This window comes from Litchfieldella rifensis (assembly GCF_042646605.1).
Classification (GTDB): Bacteria; Pseudomonadota; Gammaproteobacteria; order Pseudomonadales; family Halomonadaceae; genus Litchfieldella; species Litchfieldella rifensis.
The window spans coordinates 210,352-230,439 of the sequence record NZ_JBHRUG010000002.1 but is presented as its reverse complement, the minus strand read 5'-3'; the positions used below and the strand labels follow the sequence as shown (position 1 = coordinate 230,439).

Annotated in this window: 15 protein-coding genes; 8 read left to right on the top strand and 7 right to left on the bottom strand. The window is 61.7% G+C overall.

The genetic code is table 11. From position 1 onward, the window contains the following. The first annotated feature begins 145 nt into the window (after window positions 1–145). On the top strand, window positions 146–1,471 hold the full coding sequence (locus tag ACFOEV_RS01585; protein ID WP_386770916.1) for an NAD(P)/FAD-dependent oxidoreductase: 1,326 nt from the start codon (window positions 146–148) through the stop codon (window positions 1,469–1,471). 103 nt (window positions 1,472–1,574) lie between these two features. Here the strand turns inward: ACFOEV_RS01585 and ACFOEV_RS01580 are convergent, their stop codons facing one another. The 7 genes from ACFOEV_RS01580 to ACFOEV_RS01550 all read right to left on the bottom strand — a co-directional run bounded on the left by ACFOEV_RS01580 (window position 1,575) and on the right by ACFOEV_RS01550 (window position 9,583). After that, on the bottom strand, window positions 1,575–2,906 hold the full coding sequence (locus ACFOEV_RS01580; RefSeq protein ID WP_386770914.1) for an MFS transporter: 1,332 nt from the start codon (window positions 2,904–2,906) through the stop codon (window positions 1,575–1,577). A gap of 11 nt (window positions 2,907–2,917) precedes the next feature. Continuing rightward, entirely contained in the window at window positions 2,918–3,967 is a 1,050-nt protein-coding gene (locus ACFOEV_RS01575; RefSeq protein ID WP_386770912.1) for an oligopeptide/dipeptide ABC transporter ATP-binding protein, read from the bottom strand. After that, window positions 3,954–4,919, bottom strand: coding sequence for an ABC transporter ATP-binding protein (locus ACFOEV_RS01570; protein WP_386770910.1), 966 nt, complete (start codon window positions 4,917–4,919; stop codon window positions 3,954–3,956). Before ACFOEV_RS01570 ends, ACFOEV_RS01575 begins: the two co-directional genes overlap by 14 nt. Before the next feature lie 215 nt (window positions 4,920–5,134). Next, window positions 5,135–5,848: a GntR family transcriptional regulator gene (locus ACFOEV_RS01565; RefSeq protein ID WP_386770908.1), complete on the bottom strand. Its 714-nt coding sequence runs from the start codon at window positions 5,846–5,848 to the stop codon at window positions 5,135–5,137. Between the two features lie 34 nt (window positions 5,849–5,882). After that, a complete protein-coding gene (locus tag ACFOEV_RS01560; RefSeq protein WP_386770906.1) occupies window positions 5,883–6,749 on the bottom strand; it encodes an ABC transporter permease in 867 nt (288 codons plus the stop codon). A gap of 43 nt (window positions 6,750–6,792) precedes the next feature. Next, window positions 6,793–7,740 carry an ABC transporter permease gene (locus tag ACFOEV_RS01555; protein WP_386770904.1) on the bottom strand — a complete coding sequence of 316 codons (948 nt, stop codon included), beginning with the start codon at window positions 7,738–7,740 and terminating at the stop codon, window positions 6,793–6,795. A gap of 301 nt (window positions 7,741–8,041) precedes the next feature. Continuing rightward, window positions 8,042–9,583, bottom strand: a complete 1,542-nt coding sequence (locus ACFOEV_RS01550) for an ABC transporter substrate-binding protein (protein WP_386770902.1) — start codon at window positions 9,581–9,583, stop codon at window positions 8,042–8,044. 630 nt (window positions 9,584–10,213) lie between these two features. Here ACFOEV_RS01550 and ACFOEV_RS01545 point away from each other — a divergent pair. From ACFOEV_RS01545 to ACFOEV_RS01515, 7 genes are all read left to right on the top strand, one after another. Then, complete coding sequence (locus ACFOEV_RS01545) at window positions 10,214–11,605, top strand: aminotransferase class III-fold pyridoxal phosphate-dependent enzyme (protein ID WP_386770901.1); 1,392 nt, start codon at window positions 10,214–10,216, stop codon at window positions 11,603–11,605. A 93-nt stretch (window positions 11,606–11,698) separates the two neighbouring features. Continuing rightward, entirely contained in the window at window positions 11,699–14,263 is a 2,565-nt protein-coding gene (locus tag ACFOEV_RS01540; RefSeq protein ID WP_386770898.1) for a heavy metal translocating P-type ATPase, read from the top strand. A 72-nt stretch (window positions 14,264–14,335) separates the two neighbouring features. Then, on the top strand, window positions 14,336–15,433 hold the full coding sequence (locus tag ACFOEV_RS01535) for an NADH:ubiquinone reductase (Na(+)-transporting) subunit F (protein WP_386770897.1): 1,098 nt from the start codon (window positions 14,336–14,338) through the stop codon (window positions 15,431–15,433). 330 nt (window positions 15,434–15,763) lie between these two features. Further along, window positions 15,764–16,435 (top strand): haloacid dehalogenase type II, encoded by a 672-nt coding sequence (locus ACFOEV_RS01530; RefSeq protein ID WP_386770895.1) that lies wholly within the window; start codon window positions 15,764–15,766, stop codon window positions 16,433–16,435. A 72-nt stretch (window positions 16,436–16,507) separates the two neighbouring features. Further along, the gene (locus ACFOEV_RS01525; protein WP_386770893.1) at window positions 16,508–18,151 is read left to right on the top strand and encodes an ABC transporter substrate-binding protein; all 1,644 of its coding nucleotides are present in this window, start codon (window positions 16,508–16,510) and stop codon (window positions 18,149–18,151) included. Window positions 18,152–18,246: 95 nt separating this feature from the next. Continuing rightward, window positions 18,247–19,203, top strand: a complete 957-nt coding sequence (locus tag ACFOEV_RS01520) for an ABC transporter permease (RefSeq protein WP_386770891.1) — start codon at window positions 18,247–18,249, stop codon at window positions 19,201–19,203. Then, window positions 19,200–20,084: an ABC transporter permease gene (locus ACFOEV_RS01515; RefSeq protein ID WP_386770889.1), complete on the top strand. Its 885-nt coding sequence runs from the start codon at window positions 19,200–19,202 to the stop codon at window positions 20,082–20,084. The genes ACFOEV_RS01520 and ACFOEV_RS01515 overlap by 4 nt, the downstream gene beginning before the upstream one ends. Window positions 20,085–20,088 lie beyond the last annotated feature (4 nt).

Genomic DNA, 20,088 nt, shown 5'->3' with positions numbered 1-20,088 from the left:
CCCCGGTGTAACGCTCGACCGTTTCGGCGAACTACTGAGCTGAACGGACAAATAGAGCATTGACGCAGGTAACCGCTTTGGCAGCGTGGCGGTATTCTTCGCTCCGAAGCGGTATAACAATTGATAGCCAGGCCAGGAGACCCCTATGCCGGCTCCGTTGATCACAATTCCGTCTACGCCTGACCTGCCAAAAAGCGCCGATGCGGTCGTCATCGGCGGGGGCATCGTCGGCGTATGTGCCGCCTATTTCATGGCGCGCCAGGGTCTGAGCGTCGCCTTGGTCGAGAAGGGCCGCGTAGGCGCCGAACAATCCAGCCGAAACTGGGGCTGGTGCCGCCAGCAGAACCGCGACGCGCGCGAACTGCCGTTGGCGACCAAGAGCCTCGAACTCTGGGAAGAGATTACCATCGACCTCGGCGAGGACCTCGGTTTCCGCCGTTGCGGACTGCTCTACCTCTCGGACAACCAAGCCGAGCTGGATGGCTGGGCCAGATGGCGCGATTTCGCGATCACCCAGGGGGTCACGACGCACATGTTGAGTGCTGCCGAGGCAACGGAGCGCGGTCAAGCGACCGGCAAGCCATGGAAAGGCGGGGTGTTTTCACCCTCCGACGGCATTGCCGATCCGTCACGGGCTGCGCCTCTGATTGCCAAGGGCATCCTCAAGCATGGTGGCACCGTGCATCAGTTCTGCGCTGCACGCGGCATTGAGACCGAAGCCGGACGGGTATCGGGGGTGATTACCGAGAAAGGGGTGATCAAAACTACTCAGATCGTGATGGCCGGCGGTGCCTGGGCCTCGTCCTTCTGCCGCCAGCTCGGCATCCGATTTCCGCAGGCATCGGTCCGCTCCTCCATTCTCTCGGTCATGCCAGGCGCCAAAGGTCTGCCCGATGCTTTGCACACGGCAGAGTTATCGGTCACCCGACGCGGCGACGGCGGCTATACCCTGGCGGTTTCGGGACGGGCCAATGTGGATCTGACCCCCCAGCAGCTGCGGTTCGCAACGAGGTTTCTGCCAATGTTCGCCAAACGCTGGCGGATTCTCTCACCTGGTGATCTGCAGGGTTGGCTGTCCGGTCACGAGACATGCAGAAAATGGGCGCTCGACCGCCCCACCCCGATGGAACGTATGCGTATCCTCGACCCGCGCCCATCGGAAGGAACACTGCGTGAAATACTGGCTCGTGCACGGCGCCTACTACCCGCTCTTGGCACGGTACCCGTGCAGGCGGGCTGGGCGGGTTATATCGACAGCACCCCCGACGGTGTGCCGGTAATCGACGAAGCGGCGAATCTGCCCGGTTTCATACTGGCCGCCGGCTTTTCCGGTCATGGTTTCGGCATCGGGCCCGGTGCGGGCCGACTGATCGCCGAACTGTCCACCGGCAAGACGCCCTTTGTGGAACATAGCCAGTACAAGCTTGCCCGCCTGAACCAAGGAGCCTGGGGTAAGGTATCCGAGTTCTGACAGAATCTTGTGCTTCAGCGGACTTGTTGATTAGCGGGAGCTTTGCTCCCGCATTATTCCAGCTTCTTCGCAGATCGGTCTTAGCTATAGCCCAATATCCTTTTTATAGACGTTCCACTCTGCCACCTGCCATTGGCCAAGTGCCATGCAGGTCATCGATCACGATAGGATGGGAATGACGCTGCCCTTGGGCATCCACCAGGTGCGGGTCATCCAAAGGCAGATCCGCGTGCACATGCTCTACCGTGACGGCCAGTCTCGCTGGCCATGCACGCATGGCCAGCAAAGTTCCCAGCAACGCCAGTATACCTAGCACCAGGAAGGCAGATTCCAGACCGAACCAAGCGCCCACCACGCCGGCAGTGGGATAAGTCACTAGCCAAGCCGCATGAGCAATGGAGAAGTGTGCCGCGAAGACGGCCGGGCGGTCACTTTCCCTGGACGAGTGGAGCAATACCCGCCCTGCCGTGGTCACACCCGCTCCCAGAGCAGCACCCAGCAGTGGCCACAGCAGCAACAAACTCCACAAGGTCTGAGGGGCCAATGCCCCGATGCCCAGCGCAACCACCGTGATGAGGCACCCCACCAGCATGATGGTCCGGTCTTTCACATGATTGAGCAGGTGCGGCACCAGCAACGCCACGCTCATGGAGCCGGCACCGAAACACGCCATGACTAGCGCTACATCACGCTGGCCCAGCCCCAAGACGCTCTGCACGTAAATCACGGTATTCACCGCCACCATGGCGCCACCCGCGGCGATGGCGAAGTGGATGGCGGTGAGCCCTTTCAGGCTGGGAGTATTGAGGAAAATCTTGACCCCGCGCAGCGCACGGGTGGCAAAGGCACGATCCTGAGCACGTTCAAAGTAGGGAAGTGCCGTCATCGCGATGATCGCGGCCGAAGCGAACAGCCCCACAGCCGTGCCGACGAACAACAGGTTGAAGGACACCAGGGTCAACAGATAGGCCGCCAGTAGCGGACTCATCAGGTTTTCCAGGTCGTGCGCCAGCCGTGTCAGGGCAAGCCCCTTGACATAGAGCCGCTCCTCACGCAGCACGGCGGGGATGGTGGCCTGCAACGTCGGCGTGAAGGCCGCCGATGCCGACTGCAGGGCGAAGATCAACACGTAGATCTGCCACACCTCGGTGACGAAGGGCAGCACAAGCACCATGACCCCACGCAGCAGCTCCAGCAGGATCAGCACCTGGCGCCGTGGCAGGCGTTCGGCGAAGGCCTGAGCCAGCGGTGCGACGACGACATAGGCCCCCATCTTGATGGCCAACGCCGTGCCCATGACCACCCCTGCCCTCTCCCCCGCCAACTCGAAAGCCAGCAGTGCCAGCGCGATGGTGGTCAGGCCGGTGCCCAGCAGCGCGATGCACTGGGCAGAGAACAAACGTCGGTATCGCCAGTCACGCAGCGGCTCGAACATGATCGGTGTCGCTAACCGGAACCCACTGCCGCCATGTCTGCACGACTGGCAGGGCCACTCTCCTGCGAATCGGCGGCGTGGTAGGGGCAGCGGACCTGGTGCCCCTCACTGGTGGCGATCAGCTCCGGGAGGGCACGGCTGCACTCTGGCCTGGCAATCGGACAGCGAGGATGGAAACTGCAGCCCGGCGGCGGGGCGAGCGGGCTCGGCGGCTCACCACGTGCCATGGTGCACCCATCGAGCCCCTTCTCCTCGAGCATGGAGGAATTGATCAGCGAGCGGGTATAGGGATGCAGCGGATTCTCGAAGAGCTCCTCGCTCTCGGCGACTTCCACGATGCGCCCCAGATACATCACGGCCACTCGCTCGCAGAGATAATGCACCACGCGCAGGTCATGGGAGATGATCAACAGGGTGAGGTTGTAGCGCTTCTTGAGCGATGCCAGGAGGTTCAAAATCTGGGATCGCATGGAGGAGTCCAGCGCCGACGTCGGCTCGTCGCACACCAGCACCTGCGGCTCGAGCAGCAGGGCACGCGCGATCACCACCCGCTGCAGCTGACCGCCGGAGCACTGGCTGGGGAAGCGGTTGATGAAGCTCGGATCCAGGCCGACATCGTCCAGGGCCCGGATGATCCGCTGCAGCCTCTCGGGCCGGGTCCCGATCCGGTTCTGGGACAGCGGCGCATACAGGCTGCGCCCTATCGTCATGCGAGGATCCAGCGCACTGAAAGGATCCTGGAACACAAGTTGAACGGTACGCCGCAGACGCTTGCGCTCGCTCCCCCCGGCCGACGAGACGTCGATACCGTCGATATCGATATTCCCCGATGTCAGTGACGACATGCCGAGAATCAGCCGAGCCAGCGTGCTCTTGCCGCAGCCCGACTCGCCCACCAGCCCCAGGGATTCGCCCGGAGCCACCGAGAGGCTGATGCCATCCACGGATCGCACCTGCCGGCGCCGGCGTAGAAGACCGCCACGCAGCGGATAGTATTTCACCGCGTCCGCTATGCGGAGAATCGGCGCCGTGGGGTCGGTTCGTGTCTCAACAGCCATCATGGTTACCCTCCACGTCGGACTGACAGATCCTGATGGCCTGGGCCTGCATATCATCTGATGCCCCGACCCAGCAGCGTGCACAGCAGCCGGGGCCATCATGCTCGACCATGGGCGGGGAGAGCCGCGAACAGATTTCGGGGTGTCCCCACTTTTCGGCGACCTGACAGCGCGAACGGAACCGGCACCCCGGAATCTTCGACAGCAGTTCCGGCGGGTTACCGGGAATGGCATACAGTTGCCCCGACTCATCGGCTTGCATGAGTGAGCAGTGAATCAGCGACTGGGTGTAGGGGTGCTTCGGGCTGTGCAGGATCTCGTCAGTTGTCCCCTGCTCCACGATCTCTCCCGAGTACATCACGGCCACCCGGTCGGCGATCGCCGAGACGACGGAGAGGTCATGGGTGATCAACAGGATGGAAAGATTGTTCTCCCGGCGCTTGCGATCCAGTAGCTGGAGGATCTGCGCCTGAACGGTGACGTCCAGCGCGGTCGTGGGTTCATCGGCGATGAGCAGGTCGGGCTCGGCGCTCAGTGCCGCGGCGATCATCACGCGCTGCGCCATCCCCCCGGACATCTGGTGCGGATAGCACTTCATCCGCTCTTCGGGCTCCGGGATCCCCACGTCGCGGAATAACTGGACGACCCGTTCGTGCTCCTCTTCGGCGGAAAGATGCTGGTGGACATGCAACGCCTCACCGGCCTGGGCACCGACCGTGCAGGTCGGATCCAGCATCACGTGTGGCTGCTGAAACAGCATCGCAATCCGGGATCCGCGGATTTCATTGAAACTGTCCTCGGACAGGGAGAGCACCTCTTCCCCACCAACCCGTACCGATCCCTCGAGAATCGAGATGCCGGAGGGCATCAGGCGCATCAGGCTACGCGCGGTCATGCTCTTGCCAGAGCCGGATTCGCCGACCAGGGCCAGGACCTCACCGCGCTGAATCGTCAAGTTCAAATCATTGATGATGGCGCCGACGCCAGGAACACCGACTGTGAGATGTTCGACTTCGAGAACCGGGGCACACACCTCCGATCGTAACTGATGCTGCAGAGTTGTTTGATTGGCAAGCATCCTGGAACCCCTCTGAATTGTGATTATGCGGGTGATTGTGGCTAGCCACGCCTATTTGACATCTTATTACTATGCCGTCTCAGCTCCTGCCCCTACCTGTCTGTGACGGCCGTTTGCGCGGACGTTTGTCTCGCCTTTTCCCAAGCATTGCATATGGTTTCGACCGGCTCCTGAAGATGCTCGGCCATGGCTTTTTCGAGTTGCTCCGCGTCACCGCTCGCTATCAGGTTCGCCAAGAGCTCATGCTCTTCGATCAGCCGCCCACGTCCGCGATATACCCCGATTAACTGCTTGAGGCAGAGCCCCATTTCCGCCATGAGCGTGGCATACAGACGGGACAGCCGCTGGCTGTCGGCGGCATTCACCAGCTCGGAGTGGAAGCGGATATCCAGAGTGGCGACTTCGCTCCAATCCTCCTGCTCGACGGCTTGTCTCAGGGACTCCACGATCGCCATGAGCCGGCCGGAAAGCTCCTCTCTTCGACCGGAGTGGACAATACGCCGCAATGCCGCGCGCTCCACCGCATCACGGGTAAAATAGATGTCCTCGAGATCGTCTTCCGTGAGTTCCAGTACGAAAACCCCCCGGTGCGGCTCGCTGGTTAGCAGTCCCTCTTGCAGGAGGCGCTGGATAGCCTCCCTGACCGGCCCGCGACTGACGCCACAGCTTTCGGCGACCAGCTTTTCGTTCAACTGCATGCCCGGTGGATAGACGCCGGATAGTATGGCATTGCGAATCTGTTCGGTGACCATGCTCGACATGGTCGAGCGAACCACGGGTTTTGGTCCCGCATGCAGCTTCATCATGGCGCGCCCCTCCTCATCATCAGAAAAATATCAATCACTTGTCATCATGACGCCACTTCATTTTTGCATCCATATGCGCCTCCAGGCCTTGCCCGATCAGGGTGACACTCAGCGCGGTAATGAAGATCGCCAGACCGGGAATCAACACCAGGGCGGGGGCACGATCCAGGTAGGGCAGCGCCTCCGCGAGCATCGCGGCCCAATCCGTGTCGGGCGGCTGCACCCCGAGCCCCAGGAAGGAGAGGCTGCCCACCGTGATCAGTTTGTGGCCGAAGCGCAGGAAAGCAATCGTTGCGAGCGGCCTCAGGACATTGGGAATCACGTGGTACACAATAATGAAGATTCGAGAACAGCCGAGTATCTCCGCTGCCCGGATATAATCCTTGGAGTTGATCTCCAGGGCCAACCCGCGCGTCATGCGCGCAAAGGGCGTCCAGCCAGTCAGAGCGAGCGCCAGGATCAGCGTGCCATAGCCCGGCCCCAGGATGGCGACCAGGAACAGTGCCACCAGCACATCCGGAAATGAGATCATCAGATCCACGATGCGCATCAGGAATTCGTCCACGGCACCACCAGCCCTGGCACTGATCACGCCCAGCAAGGTTCCAACGACGGCCGAGATCACCAGGGTGATGGCTGTAATGGAGACCGAGAACTGACCGCCGTAGAGCAGACGGCTGAAGACGTCCCGGCCCAGGTGGTCGAGCCCCAGCCAGTGTTCCGCACTGGGGCCCGAGAAGCGACCCGAGAGTGTCATGCTGGAAGGGTCGTGCAGAGCCAGCCAGGGCGTGAGAAGCAACAGGGCGATCACCGTGGCAAACACGATGCTGGCCAGCAATAGCGTACGGTTGTGCCGGGAGAGGTGGACGAGGAAGGACCACGCCATATGCACGTTGCCCATTCTGGACCTCAGGCCCTGCACACTGTCCGGGGACATTGGGGTATCAAGCTGCGGCATTGTTGAACCTCACTACCGGGTTGAGAACGGTATAGGCCAGATCCGTGAGCGTATTGATCAGCACCGCGAAGGTGACGATAGCGACCAGTCCTGCCTGAAGGACCGGGAGATCGCCATTGACGATCGCCGAATAGACCAACCGCCCCATGCCGGGCACTGCGAAGATAACCTCGATGACGACCGCACCGCCCAGCAGCCCGGCCATCCACATGGAGAACAGCGTGATCACGGGCAACAGGGCATTGCGCAGGCCATGGGCGATCAACGTACGTCGGACGCTCAGGCCGCGGCTGTGCGCCGCCACGATATGAGGTGAATTGAGCACGTCGGTCATCGACGCTCGCATGACCTGGGTGAAATAGCCCATGGGACGCAGCGACAGGGCCAGTGCCGGCAGGATCACCGACTCCGCCCCCCGCCAGCCTGCCGACGGCAACCATCCCAGATAGAGAGCGAAGACCAGGATACTCATGGGGGCGAGCCAGTACTCCGGCACTGCCACAAACGCCTGGCTAAGCGATTTGATCGTAGTGTCGAGAGAGCCGCCTTGCCGCAGGGCAGCGATGCTGCCGACAGGAACGGCCACGGCAAAGGCGAAGCCCAGCGCCGCCAGCGTCAGCACGATGGACACCTTGAGAGCCGACCAGACCTGCTCGATGACCGGCTCACGACTCATGTACGAGTTGCCAAAATCGCCGGTGACGGCCTTGCCCAGCCAGTCCAGGTACTGCACCAGTAGCGGCTTGTGCATTCCCAATTCGATGCGCAGCGCCTCGATGGCGGCCGCATCCAGATCCAGGCGACCGAAGCGCGCCCGAGCCAGTGCCCGTACCGGATCCGTGTCTCCTATGTAGGGAATCAGGAAGACCAGAAACGATACGACCAATAGAGCCAGCATAAGCACCGCGAGTCGGCGCAATATGAAAATCAACATGCTGTCAGCCCTCCCAGTGACCGAATGAACCCCGTTCCGGCATGGCCGGATCGAAGCCACGTGATGCCATGTATCGCCCCAGCACCACCTTCACAACACTCCGGGCAGTCGCGGCAACTCACCGAGATCTGCGACTTGATGGTTGTGGAAGTCAGGCACCAAAGGTTGGAATTGGACGCACTTCGGGTGAAATCTCAAATTGTTCATCGGAGTCTCCTTTATATTATTGTCATGTCCGCTCAGGAAACGCTGACCGATTGTCATGCTCACGATATAAGTCAGCGTTTCCTTGCAGGAGTCATTACTGGGAGTTGATCTTCAGGTCCTTGTGCAAGGCGGTGCGCTCATAAGCATGCACTTGGTAGTTCTCCACGTCCTTGGATACCGCCTCGCTGATGGTCTCGTGGATCAGGAATACATTCACCGCCTCCTCCTGCAGGCGTGCGGCAATTTCCCGATAGATGGCATTGCGCTCCTCGGCATTCACCATGGCGCTCGCTTTCTCCAACTGCGCGTCCACCTGCGGATCGCAGAACCCGGCCAGGTTGTAGCTGCCGTCACAACCGTAATCCGCGGCCAACGTGCCAATCGGATCGGCAACATCAGTGAGGTAACCTCGCGAGAGTAGGACCATGTCGAAATCGCCTGAGAGCAACTGCGGCTCGATCGCGCCATATTCCGACACCCGAATATTCACTTTCATACCCAACTGCTGAAGCTGGAACTGTATGACGGCGGCGAGGTCGGCCAGTACCGGTCGCTCCACATAGGCCAGAAGCTCGAACTGCAGCTCGCTCGCCGGCACGCCCGACTCTGCCAATAGTTGACGGGCCCGCTCCAGGTCTTGCGGTACCACGGCTGCATTCTCCGGCGCCCAGGGCGTGTTCGGTGAGAACTGCCCCACCGCCGGTTTCACCGAGCCCTCATAGACCGCCTCGGCGATACCCGCCACATCGATGGCGCTCTGGATCGCCTGGCGAACCTTCATATTGTCCAGCGGTGCGGCGCGATTGTTGAGGTAGAGCGTGGTGGTCCGCGGCGCCTCGATGGTTTTCACCTCCACCGACTCCGAACGCTCCAGTTGCGCCAGTGCCGACGCCGGTATCTGGCGAGCGATATGAATCTCCCCGGTTTCCACCATCACGGAACGCACCTTCCCGTCGGGAATGTAGCGCACCTCCGCTTCGGCCAGTTGCACCTCGCCGTCCCAATAGTCGTCGTTACTCTTGAGCTCCAAGCCCTGACGAGGAATCTCGCGAACGATTTCGAACGGCCCGGTACAGTGCCCCACTGGGTTGATACGGCCGTTACCGAATGCCTCTGGTGACAAGATGCCGGTATTGGGGCTGGCCAGGCGGTTGGGCACAAAGACATCCGGCCCCTTGGTGACGATACGCACGGCGCGCTCACCCGAAGGCTCCACGGAGTCGATCACACTGGGAGGAAACCCCCGCGGCGGAGAAGCCACGTTCAGCACCCGGTTGAGCGCATCGCTGACCACCTCCGGTGTCAACGCGGTGCCGTCATGAAACAACACTCCTTCGCGTAACTGGAACTCCCACACCGTCGGCGACACCTGCTCCCAGGACTCGGCCAGCGAAGGCTTGATAGAGGCATCGTAATCCATGCGTGTGAGCCCCTCCAGACAACCGGCACGCGACAGCACGTAGGAATCGATGGTCTCCAGCGCCCAGCCCGAAGCCGGGGTAAAAAGCTCGCCAAAGACGACCTTCCCGTCGGAGGCTGCCAAGGCGGAAGAGGCCATCGGACCGATCATCGCAGCGACCAGCGCCCCTTTGAGAAAGGGGGGAGCCACCTTCAGGTAATTTCGAACATTCAACATTGTCTATCCCTCTAGCTTGTTATTGTACGAAGCCACATGTAGCGAAGAACCTCTCGCGGGGCATCCTGCCTCTCTTGTTCTTATTCTTTTTATCTCATCAGGCGTTGCGGGATTATGGCCCCGGTCACCATTTTCACGGCGACCATTGCCGTGGCCAGATTGACGTTGGCGCCGAGCATACCGATTTGGTTGGTCGGCATGGTCCAAGCTTCTCTAATGTGCCGCGATGGCAATGTTTAGAAACCTAGACCTTCCCATAGCGGGAAGGTCAAGAAACATGGCAATGTTTAGAAACCTAGACCTTCCCATGCTGGGAAGGTCAAGAAACCAGGCCTGACACACCTTGATGTTGTCCAGCGGCGCGCACTGGTGGTTCATATACAGCGACGTGGTCCGCGGCGTCTTGATGGTCTGCACCTCTACGACGAGTGCCCGGCATAGCCCCTCCAGGGCGAAGAAACATAAAGCGAAGGACTTCTCACGGGGTACCCTGCCTGTCTCGTTCTTATTTTTTCGCCTTAGCGTAGAAGATATATTGACTAAGGTATTTTGCAAACATTATTTTGTCTACAATATGCAGGCATCTCAATCCATACATAAGCACAGACACAAGTGAGGGAAGGGCACGGAATGGGGAACGACTATTTAGACGGACTGGATCGGGCACACCTGGTACATCCGGTGGTCTCCTGGAGCGAGCACGAGCGGCGGGGAGCGACGATCCTCGAATCCGGCAATGGTGCCTATCTACGCGACAGCGAGGGACGCGAACACCTCGACGGCTTCTCTGGCCTATGGTGCGTCAACATCGGTTATGGTCATGACAGTGTCGTCGAGGCGGCGGCCCGGCAAATGCGGCAACTTCCGTATGCCACCGGCTACTTCCACTATGCCAGCGAGCCCTCCATCCGCTTCGCCGAGGCTATCGCCCAGCGCACCCCGGGCGATCTCGATCATGTCTACTTCACCCTTGGTGGATCGGATGCCGTCGACAGTGCCGTGCGCTTTATCCGTTACTACCACAATGTCACCGGCGCGCCGCAGCGCAAGCATTTCATCGCCCTGGAACGCGGCTACCACGGCTCCACCAGTATTGGATCGGGGCTGACCGCCCTGCCCGTCTTTCATGACAACTTCGACGGCCCTTCGCCATTCCAGCACCACATCCCATCTCCCTACCCCTACCGCAACCCTGCCGGCCCAAGCGAGGAAGCCATCATCGCAGAGTCGGTGAGAGCGCTGCGGGCGGCTATCGAGCGTCTGGGTGCGGAGAACGTGGCAGCCTTCTTCTGTGAGCCCATCCAGGGCTCGGGCGGCATCATCGTCCCGCCACGCGGCTGGCTGAAGGCCATGCACCAGGTCTGCCGCGAGTACGGCGTCCTGCTGGTGGTGGATGAGGTGATCACCGGCTTCGGCCGCACCGGCCCGCTCTTCGCCCTGGAAGACGAAGGCGTGGTACCGGACCTGATGACCATGGCCAAGGGCCTGACCTCCGGCTACGCCCCGCTGGGGGCCGTGGTGCTGGGCGAGCGCGTCTATCGCGGCATCGCCGACAACGCCCCCGCGGGCAAACCCGTCGGCCACGGTTTCACCTATTCCGGCCATCCCGTGAGCTGTGCAGTGGGTCTGGAAGTGCTGCGGCTCTACGAAGAAGGCGGACTGCTGGCCAATGGCCAGCGGGTGGGCGCCTATTTCCAGCAGCGCCTGGCTGAGCTGGTGGATCACCCGCTGGTGGGGGAAGCCCGCGGACGGGGTCTGCTGGGCGCCCTGGAACTGGTCACCGACAAGGAGCACAAGACGAAGCCGGACCCCTCGCTGCGCCTGGCGGATCGGCTCCTCGCCCTGGCCCGGGAGCGGGGACTGATCTTCCGCGCCTTCGCCGATGACATCCTGGGCTTTGCGCCACCGCTGTGCTGCTCCAACGAGGATATCGATCTGTTGATCGAGCGCCTGTCCTCGACCCTCGATGCCGCCTTGGACGAGCCGGACATCCACGCCGCTCTCCGTCATCGTCCTCAATAAAAATTGGCACCCTGCCCCTTGACCTTACCATGTTGGGAAGGTCTAGGTTCCTAAACATACTGACAACTGCGGCATACCAGAGGAACTTAGACCATGCCAACCGACGAGATAAGCAAGTTGGAATCGACCAAGGGGCATGCCCCTACCAGCGATAACTCATATTCGCTGGGAATCGAGGGCATGAGCTGCGCCTCCTGCGTGGGCCGGGTCGAGAAGGCCATCCGCGGCGTGCCTGGGGTCATCGACGCCTCCGTCAACCTGGCCACCCAGCGCGCCCAGGTGGTCTTCGCCAACGATAAGGCAGATGTCGCCGGGGTCGCGCAGGTGGTGGGTGCCGCCGGCTATCCAGCGACCACCGACACCATCGAACTCGCCGTCAAAGGCATGAGCTGTGCCTCCTGCGTCGGCCGTGTAGAAGGCAAGCTCACCAGCGTCCCCGGTGTGCTCGACGCCAGCGTCAACCTCGCCACGGCGACGGCAACCGTGAAAGTGATCGCCGAGGCCGTGACCACGGACGGCCTGATCGAGGCGGTGAAGAACGCCGGCTACGAAGCCGAAACCATTGGCGACGCCCCCGATCGCAGTGACCGCGAACGCGAAGCCCGCGAACAGGAAATCGGCGAGCTGAAGCGAGCCGTCACCATTGCCGGTATCTTCACCCTGCCCCTCTTCGTGCTGGACATGGGCTCGCACTTCATTCCCGGCCTCCATCACTGGCTGCATATGAGCGTGGGGCAACAGAACCTGTTCTACCTGTTCTTTGCCCTGGCCTCGATAGTGCAATTCGGCCCCGGGCTGCGTTTCTACCAGAAAGGCTGGCCCGCGCTGATGCGTGGCGGACCGGACATGAACTCATTGGTCATGTTGGGTACCACTGCCGCCTGGGGCTATTCGGTGGTGGCTACCTTTGCGCCCCAAGTACTACCGGCTGGCACGGTGAACGTCTACTTCGAAGCCTCGGCCGTGATCATCACGCTGATCCTCGTCGGCCGCTATTTCGAAGCGATTGCCAAAGGCCGCACCAGCGAGGCCATCAAGGCATTGATGCAGCTTCAGGCCAAGACTGCCCGCGTGGTCCGCGATGGTCAGGAAATGGAAATTGGCATCGATGAAGTGCGCCAAGGGGACATCGTGCTGGTCCGTCCCGGTGACAAGATTCCCGTGGACGGCACGGTCGTAGAAGGCAGTTCTTTCGTCGACGAATCCATGATCACTGGCGAACCCGTGCCGGTACGTAAGGAAGCCGGTGCGGAAGTGGTGGGCGGCACCATCAACAAGGTGGGTAGCTTCACCTTCGAGGCCACCAAGATCGGTGCCGATACCCTGCTGGCCCAGATCGTACGCATGGTCGAACAGGCACAAGGTTCGAAGCTGCCCATCCAGGCCATGGTGGACAAGGTCACCAACTACTTCGTGCCGGCGGTGATCGCCGCAGCCCTGGTCACCGTGGGCGTCTGGCTGATCTTCGGCCCTGCGCCAGCCCTGACCTTCGCCTTGGTCAACGGCGTGGCGGTTCTGATCATTGCCTGCCCGTGCGCCATGGGCCTGGCCACGCCCACCTCGATCATGGTGGGCACCGGCAAGGCCGCAAAGATGGGTGTGCTGTTCCGCAAGGGCGAAGCCCTGCAGTCACTGCGGGATACCAGGGTGATCGCGCTGGACAAGACCGGCACCCTGACCAAGGGTCGGCCCGAACTCACCGACCTGGTCGTGGCCAAGGGCTTCGACGAAGCGGAAACCCTGCACCTGGTGGCGTCTGTCGAGCGCCAGTCGGAGCACCCCATCGCCGAGGCCATCGTCAACGCGGCCAAGGCGCGCGGTATGGAGCCAACCGCAGTCCAGAGCTTCGAGGCCATCCCCGGCTTCGGCGTCGCGGCACAGGTGGATGGGCATCGTGTGGAAGTCGGCGCCGACCGCTACATGCGCAAGCTGGGTCTGAACGTGGATGTGTTCTCGAAGACCGCGCACCGGCTCGCCGACGAGGGCAAGAGCCCGTTGTATGCCGCCATTGACGGCCAGTTGGCGGCGATCATCGCCGTTGCCGATCCGATCAAGGAGTCCACGCCGGCCGCGATCCGCGCGCTGCACGCCGAGGGCCTGCAGGTGGCGATGATCACCGGCGACAACCGGCGCACCGCCGAAGCCATCGCCCGTCGCCTCGGTATCGACAAGGTCGTGGCCGAAGTGCTGCCCGACGGCAAGGTGGATGCGGTGAAGAGCCTGCAGGGCGAGGGGCGCCTGGTGGCCTTCGTGGGCGACGGCATCAACGATGCCCCGGCACTGGCACAGGCGGACGTGGGGATCGCCATCGGTACCGGCACCGACATCGCCATCGAGTCCGCCGAGGTGGTGCTGATGTCCGGCGACCTGCGCAACGTGCCCAATGCCATCGCCCTGTCGCGGGCCACCATCCGCAACATCAAGCAGAACCTGTTCTGGGCCTTTGCCTACAACACGGTGTTGATCCCGGTGGCCGCCGGCGTGCTGTTCCCCGCCTTCGGAATCCTGCTCTCGCCGATCTTCGCTGCCGTGGCCATGGCCGCCTCGAGCATCTGCGTGCTCACCAATGCCCTGCGCCTCAAGGGCTTCCGACCGCCGATCGCGATCGAAGCCAACGACGCCGCGGCGACGAGCCGCCCGGTCTCGCAAGCCGCATGAATGCCTGAATGACAACGCGCCTCCTGCCTGCAAGACGGGAGGCGCAAAAAACGACGTTCGGAGAACAACAAGATGAGCCATGACGTTCAGATCACCGCAGCAGGCAAGACCGTTACCGTGAAGGACGGCGACACCATCCTCGATGCCGCCATGATGGCAGGTATCAGCTACCCCCATAGCTGCCGCGCCGGTCGTTGCGGCGCGTGCAAGTCGCGGCTGGTGGAGGGTGAAGTCGAGTTGCTCCCCCACACACGCTTCTCCCTGACCGACGAGGAGCGTGACGCCGGGCTGGTGCTTGCCTGCCGCGCCATGCCGCTCAGCGACTGCACCATTTCCTGGCTGCGCGATGACGAAGCGCTCGCCACTGCTCACCCAGTGCGTAAAGTGAACTGCACCGTCGTGGAACTCGATGACCTCACCCACGACATCAAACAGGTCCGACTGCGCGTGGAAAACGGGGAGCCTTTCTCCTTCACGGCCGGCCAATATGCCCAGGTAACCTTTCCGGGTTGTCCGAGCCGCGAGTACTCCATGGCCAACCATCCGGACGAATCCGTCCTCGAGTTCCACGTGCGTCATGTACCGGGCGGTACCACCAGTGCGCATGTAGCCCATGAGCTGGCGGTGGGAGACACGGTGGAAGTGGAAGGCCCGTTCGGCACCTCGTATCTGCGCGAACGTCATGCCGGACCTATCGTGGCGGTGGCTGGCGGCTCCGGCCTGGCACCGGTGAAATCCATCCTCGAAGCAGCGCTTGCTGCCGGCATGCGCCAGCCCATCCACCTGTACTTCGGCGCCCGCGACGAGCGCGATGTTTACCTGGAGCCCCATCTCCAGAGCCTCATCGAGCGCCACGACAACCTGCAGACCCATATCGTGCTTTCCGAGCCCAATGGCCCCACCGAGCGCAAAACCGGCCTGGTCACCGAGGTCATGGCCGCCAACTGGGACAAGGTGACCGGCTGCCGAGCCTACCTGGCTGGCCCGCCACCCATGGTGGAAGCGGCCACCGAACTGTTACTGGCGCAAGGCGTGCCGGTGGACAACATCCACGCGGACGCCTTCTACACCTCGGCCGATCGCGAGCCCGCGGTGTCCGCCCCAGAAGAACAGGTTACCCAGGGTGAAACCGAGAAAGCCTGCTCGTGCTGCCAGTCGGCATCCTCGTAATACTGCATAGGATCGGGAAAGGAATGACGATTCCGAGCACCGCGCAACGCAGCGATTTGCCCGCACAGACATTTGTGTAGTGTTTCCTTAGTTGATTCAAGGATTGTGCCCCTCCACACATGGAGGGGCTTTTTTATGGACTGGATGGCTAAATTTCCCGGCTGATACTTCGTGCCGCGAGTTGTGCCGGCAAGGCCCATCAATACGGAGTTTTATGCTTCCACCACCACCGATTAGGCATCATCTGCCTAGCCATGGATGATCTAATCACCCCATTGCGAAGTGTCATAACCACCCAGCAACCCCCATCACTTATATAAGGATAATAAAATGAGCGTATTTAGACCCAAATACATCACCTTTGACTGCTACGGCACCCTGACCAATTTCCAATTAGGCAAGATGACGCGCGAGATCTTCGCCGACAGGATTCCCGAACCCGAGCGCATGGATCGCTTCGTAAGTGACTTCAGCGCCTATCGCTATGACGAAGTGCTTGGGGACTGGAAGCCCTATGTCGAGGTCCTCAAGTCGGCCCTCGAGCGTACCTGCAAGCGCTGGGGCATCGAGTACGACGACGCCGAAGGCCAGAGCTATTACGACGCCGTGCCGAGCTGGGGACCGCACCCCGACGTCATCGAAGGCTTGTCGAAAATTGCCGGCAAGATCCCTTTGGTCATCTATTCCAACGCCATGAACGAGCAGATCGACTCCAACGTGGCCAAGCTCGAAGTGCCATTTCACAAGGTCTTCACCGCCGAAACCTTCAAGGCCTACAAGCCGCGCCTGGCGGCCTTCGAGGCCATGATCGACACCCTCGGCTGCGCTCCGGAAGAGCTGCTTCACGTCTCCTCGAGCTTCCGCTACGACCTGATCCCGGCGCAACTGATGGGTATCAAGAACAAGGCGTTCGTGGCCCGCAATCATGAACCTTACTGCCAGGGTTACGGTGCCACCGAGATTCGCGACATTCGCGAGCTACCGGCACTGGTCGGCCTCTGAGTCCGGCGGTGCTGCTCGATGTGTCCAGCAGCACACAAGGAAGTCAACATCTGCTAGCGAGAGGAAAACGTCATGACCAATAAGAAGAATCCCCCCAACATTCTGAGTGAATCCGAGCAAAGTGCCCGGATCCATGAGGCCATGCGACGTGGAATGTCACGACGCGATGCCTTGAAGACATTCGGCATCGCCGGGATGTTCGCTGCCAGCGCCGGCGGACTGCTTGGCAGCGGCCTTGGCTATGCCGGCGAAAGCGCCGGAGGGACACCCAAGCGCGGCGGGCGTATCCGCGTTGCAGCGCATGCCACCTCGACCGCCGATACGCTCGACCCGGCCAAGGGGGCGACCGGAATCGACTACGTTCGCCATGCGATGTTCTACAATGGCCTGACCGAGTTCAACGAACGCCTCATACCACAGCCGTCGCTGGCCGAGTCTTTCGAGACCAGCGATGGCGGCACGACCTGGCTATTCACCCTGCGTCGCGGCGTCACCTTCCACGATGGCAAACCGCTCAGTGCCGCCGACGTGGTATTCTCCATTGCCCGCCACAAGGATCCAGACACCGGTTCCAAGGCGATGTCGCTCGTCACGGATATTGCCGACGTCAAGGCACTCGGCAGTCAGCAGGTACAGATCACCCTCGACTCGCCCAACATCGAGCTGCCGGCGATTCTTGCCGTGTCGCACATGATGATCGTGCCGGAAGGGACCACCGACTTCTCCAAGGGCATCGGCACCGGCCCCTTCCGGTGCCAGGAGTTCAACCCGGGCGTGCGCTCGATAGCCGTACGCAACGACAACTACTGGAGGAACGGACGCCCCTATCTCGACGAGATCGAGATGGTCGGCATCAGCGACGAGCCGTCGCGGGTCAATGCGCTGCTCTCCGGCGATGTGCAACTCATCAACGGCGTCTACGGCCGCTCGGCAGAGCGCATCGAGCTCTCCGCCGAGCATGCGGCCAAGTCCATTCCGTCAGGCAGCTATACCGACCTGGTGATGCGTGTCGATCAGGAGCCGACCAGCCGGCCGGCGTTCGTGGAAGCCATGAAGTACCTCTTCGACCGCGAACAGATCAAGCGTGCGGTATTCCGCAATTACGCCGAGATCGGCAACGATCACCCGATTGCACCCAGCAACCCCTATTATTTCGCCGATCTTCCACAACGCTCCTACGATCCGGATCGTGCCCGCCATCTGCTCAAGCAGGCCGGCGTAGAGGGCGCACGACTGCCGATCGTGGCGTCTCCGGCGGCCAATGGCTCCGAGGATATGGCCGTCTTGCTCCAGCAGTCGGCGCAACAGGCAGGGCTGAATCTGACGGTCAACCGGGTGCCTTCCGATGGCTACTGGTCCAACCATTGGATGAAGCATCCACTCGGGTTCGGCAATATCAACCCGCGTCCGACCGCCAATATCCTGCTCTCGCAGTTCTTCCACTCCGCGGCACCGTGGAACGAATCGGGCTGGAAGAACGAGCAGTTCGACCAGTTGCTGACACTCTCCCGTGCGGAGCCCGATCAGGCCGTGCGCAAGCAGATGTATGCCGACATGCAGACCCTGATCCACGAACATAGTGGTATCGGCATTCCCGCGTTCATCAACGCTATCGATGGCCGTGACAAGCGACTCAAAGGCTACGACCAGACCATCCCGCTCGGCGGCTTCATGGGCTACTCGTTCCCCGAGCACGTCTGGTGGGACGACGCCTGATTCCGTCCGCTCTGTCGTTTCACTCCCATTAGCGTGTTGGCAGCCCCTTTTTTTTGGTGGGCTGCCGTTCTCGTACACAGAGTCGGAATCAGGTCATGAACAACTCCATCTTCAAGATAGTGCTCGGTCGGCTGTCGTCGGGGGTATCGACGCTGCTGATCGTCTCACTGGTGATTTTCGCTATCACCTCGCTGCTGCCCGGCGATGCCGCGCAGCAGATCCTGGGCCAGTTCGCCACCCCCGAACAGGTCGCCGCACTACGCATCCAGCTCGGCCTCGATCAACCCGCACCACTGCGTTACCTGAGTTGGCTGGGTGGTCTGCTGAGCGGCGATCTCGGCCAGTCGGTGAGCAATGCCATGCCGGTCAGCGAATTGATGGCGGGGCGCCTGCCCAATTCGCTGCTGTTGGCCGGCATCACCACTGTAATCGCGGTGCCAATCGCCCTACTGCTCGGTATCGCGTCGGCAATGTGCCGTGACCGCTTGCTCGACCGGGTGCTCAATGTCGGCACCCTCTCCATGGTGGCGGTGCCCGAGTTCCTGGTTGCCACCCTGGCGGTGCTGATCTTTGCCGTGCACCTCGGCTGGCTGCCGGCACTCTCCTATGTCTCGACGGTGGAAGGCATCGGCGACTTCCTGCGTATCTACGCCATGCCGGTGCTGACGCTGTGTGCCGTGCTGGTGGCACAGATGGCACGCATGACCCGTGCAGCCATCATCAACCAACTCGATAGCCCCTACATCGAGATGGCCCGGCTCAAGGGCATCGGCCCATTGCGGCGGGTACTGAACCACGCCCTGCCCAACGCCTTGGGGCCGATCGCCAACGCGGTGGCCCTGAGCCTCTCCTACCTGCTCGGGGGCGTGATCATCGTCGAAACGATCTTCAACTATCCGGGAATCGCCGGCCTGATGGTCGATGCCGTTGCCAACCGGGACCTGGCTCTCGTGCAGGCCTGCGCCATGCTGTTCTGTGCCGCCTACCTGGTGCTGGTACTCATCGCCGATCTCTGCGCCATTCTTTCCAACCCGAGGCTGAGACACCAATGAGCAACTCCATCCTGGATTCGCGGCGCTCGCCGAAGGAACAGCCATCATGGGTATCGGCCCCGCGGCGGCATGCCAAGCCGTTCAACCTGACACGTTGGGTCGGCGCAACGCTGGTCATCTTCTGGCTGTTGGTGGCAATTTTCGGCCCCATGCTGGCGCCCCATCCGGTCGGTGCACTGGTCGCCGACAAGATGTACGCCGGCGCCAGTGCCGCCTTCCCGCTGGGCACCGATTATCTCGGCCGCGACATGCTCAGCCGGGTTCTCCATGGTGCCCGCTATACCGTGGGGTTGGCACTGATCGCGGCGGTGCTCTCCAGCCTGATCGGCGCGAGCCTTGGCATGCTGGCGGCACTCGCGCCACGTTGGCTCGATGAATCGGTGAGTCGACTCAATGATGCGCTGATCTCGATCCCCAGCAAGATGCTGGCGCTGGTGATGGTTTCTGCCTTTGGCGCTTCGATCCCGTTGCTGATCCTGACGGCGATTGTCAGCTATGCACCGGGTGCCTTCCGCATCTCCCGAAGCCTCGCCGCCAACATCGCGACGTTGGAATACGTGCAGGTTGCCCGTACCCGCGGCGAGGGCAAGCTCTACATTGCCGCCATCGAGGTATTGCCCAACATGTTCCATCCGGTGCTCACCGACATGGGTATGCGCTTCGTGTTCATCGTGTTGTTGCTCAGCGGCATGAGCTTCCTCGGCCTCGGCGTACAGCCACCGATGGCCGACCTGGGCTCACTGGTGCGGGAAAATATCGGCGGCCTGAGCCAAGGGGCGCTGGCCGTGATCGGTCCGGCACTCGCGATCGGCACTCTGACCATTGGCGCCAATCTGTTGATCGACAGCCTCTCCGCGAACCGCGGACAACAGGGAGAGTAACGAC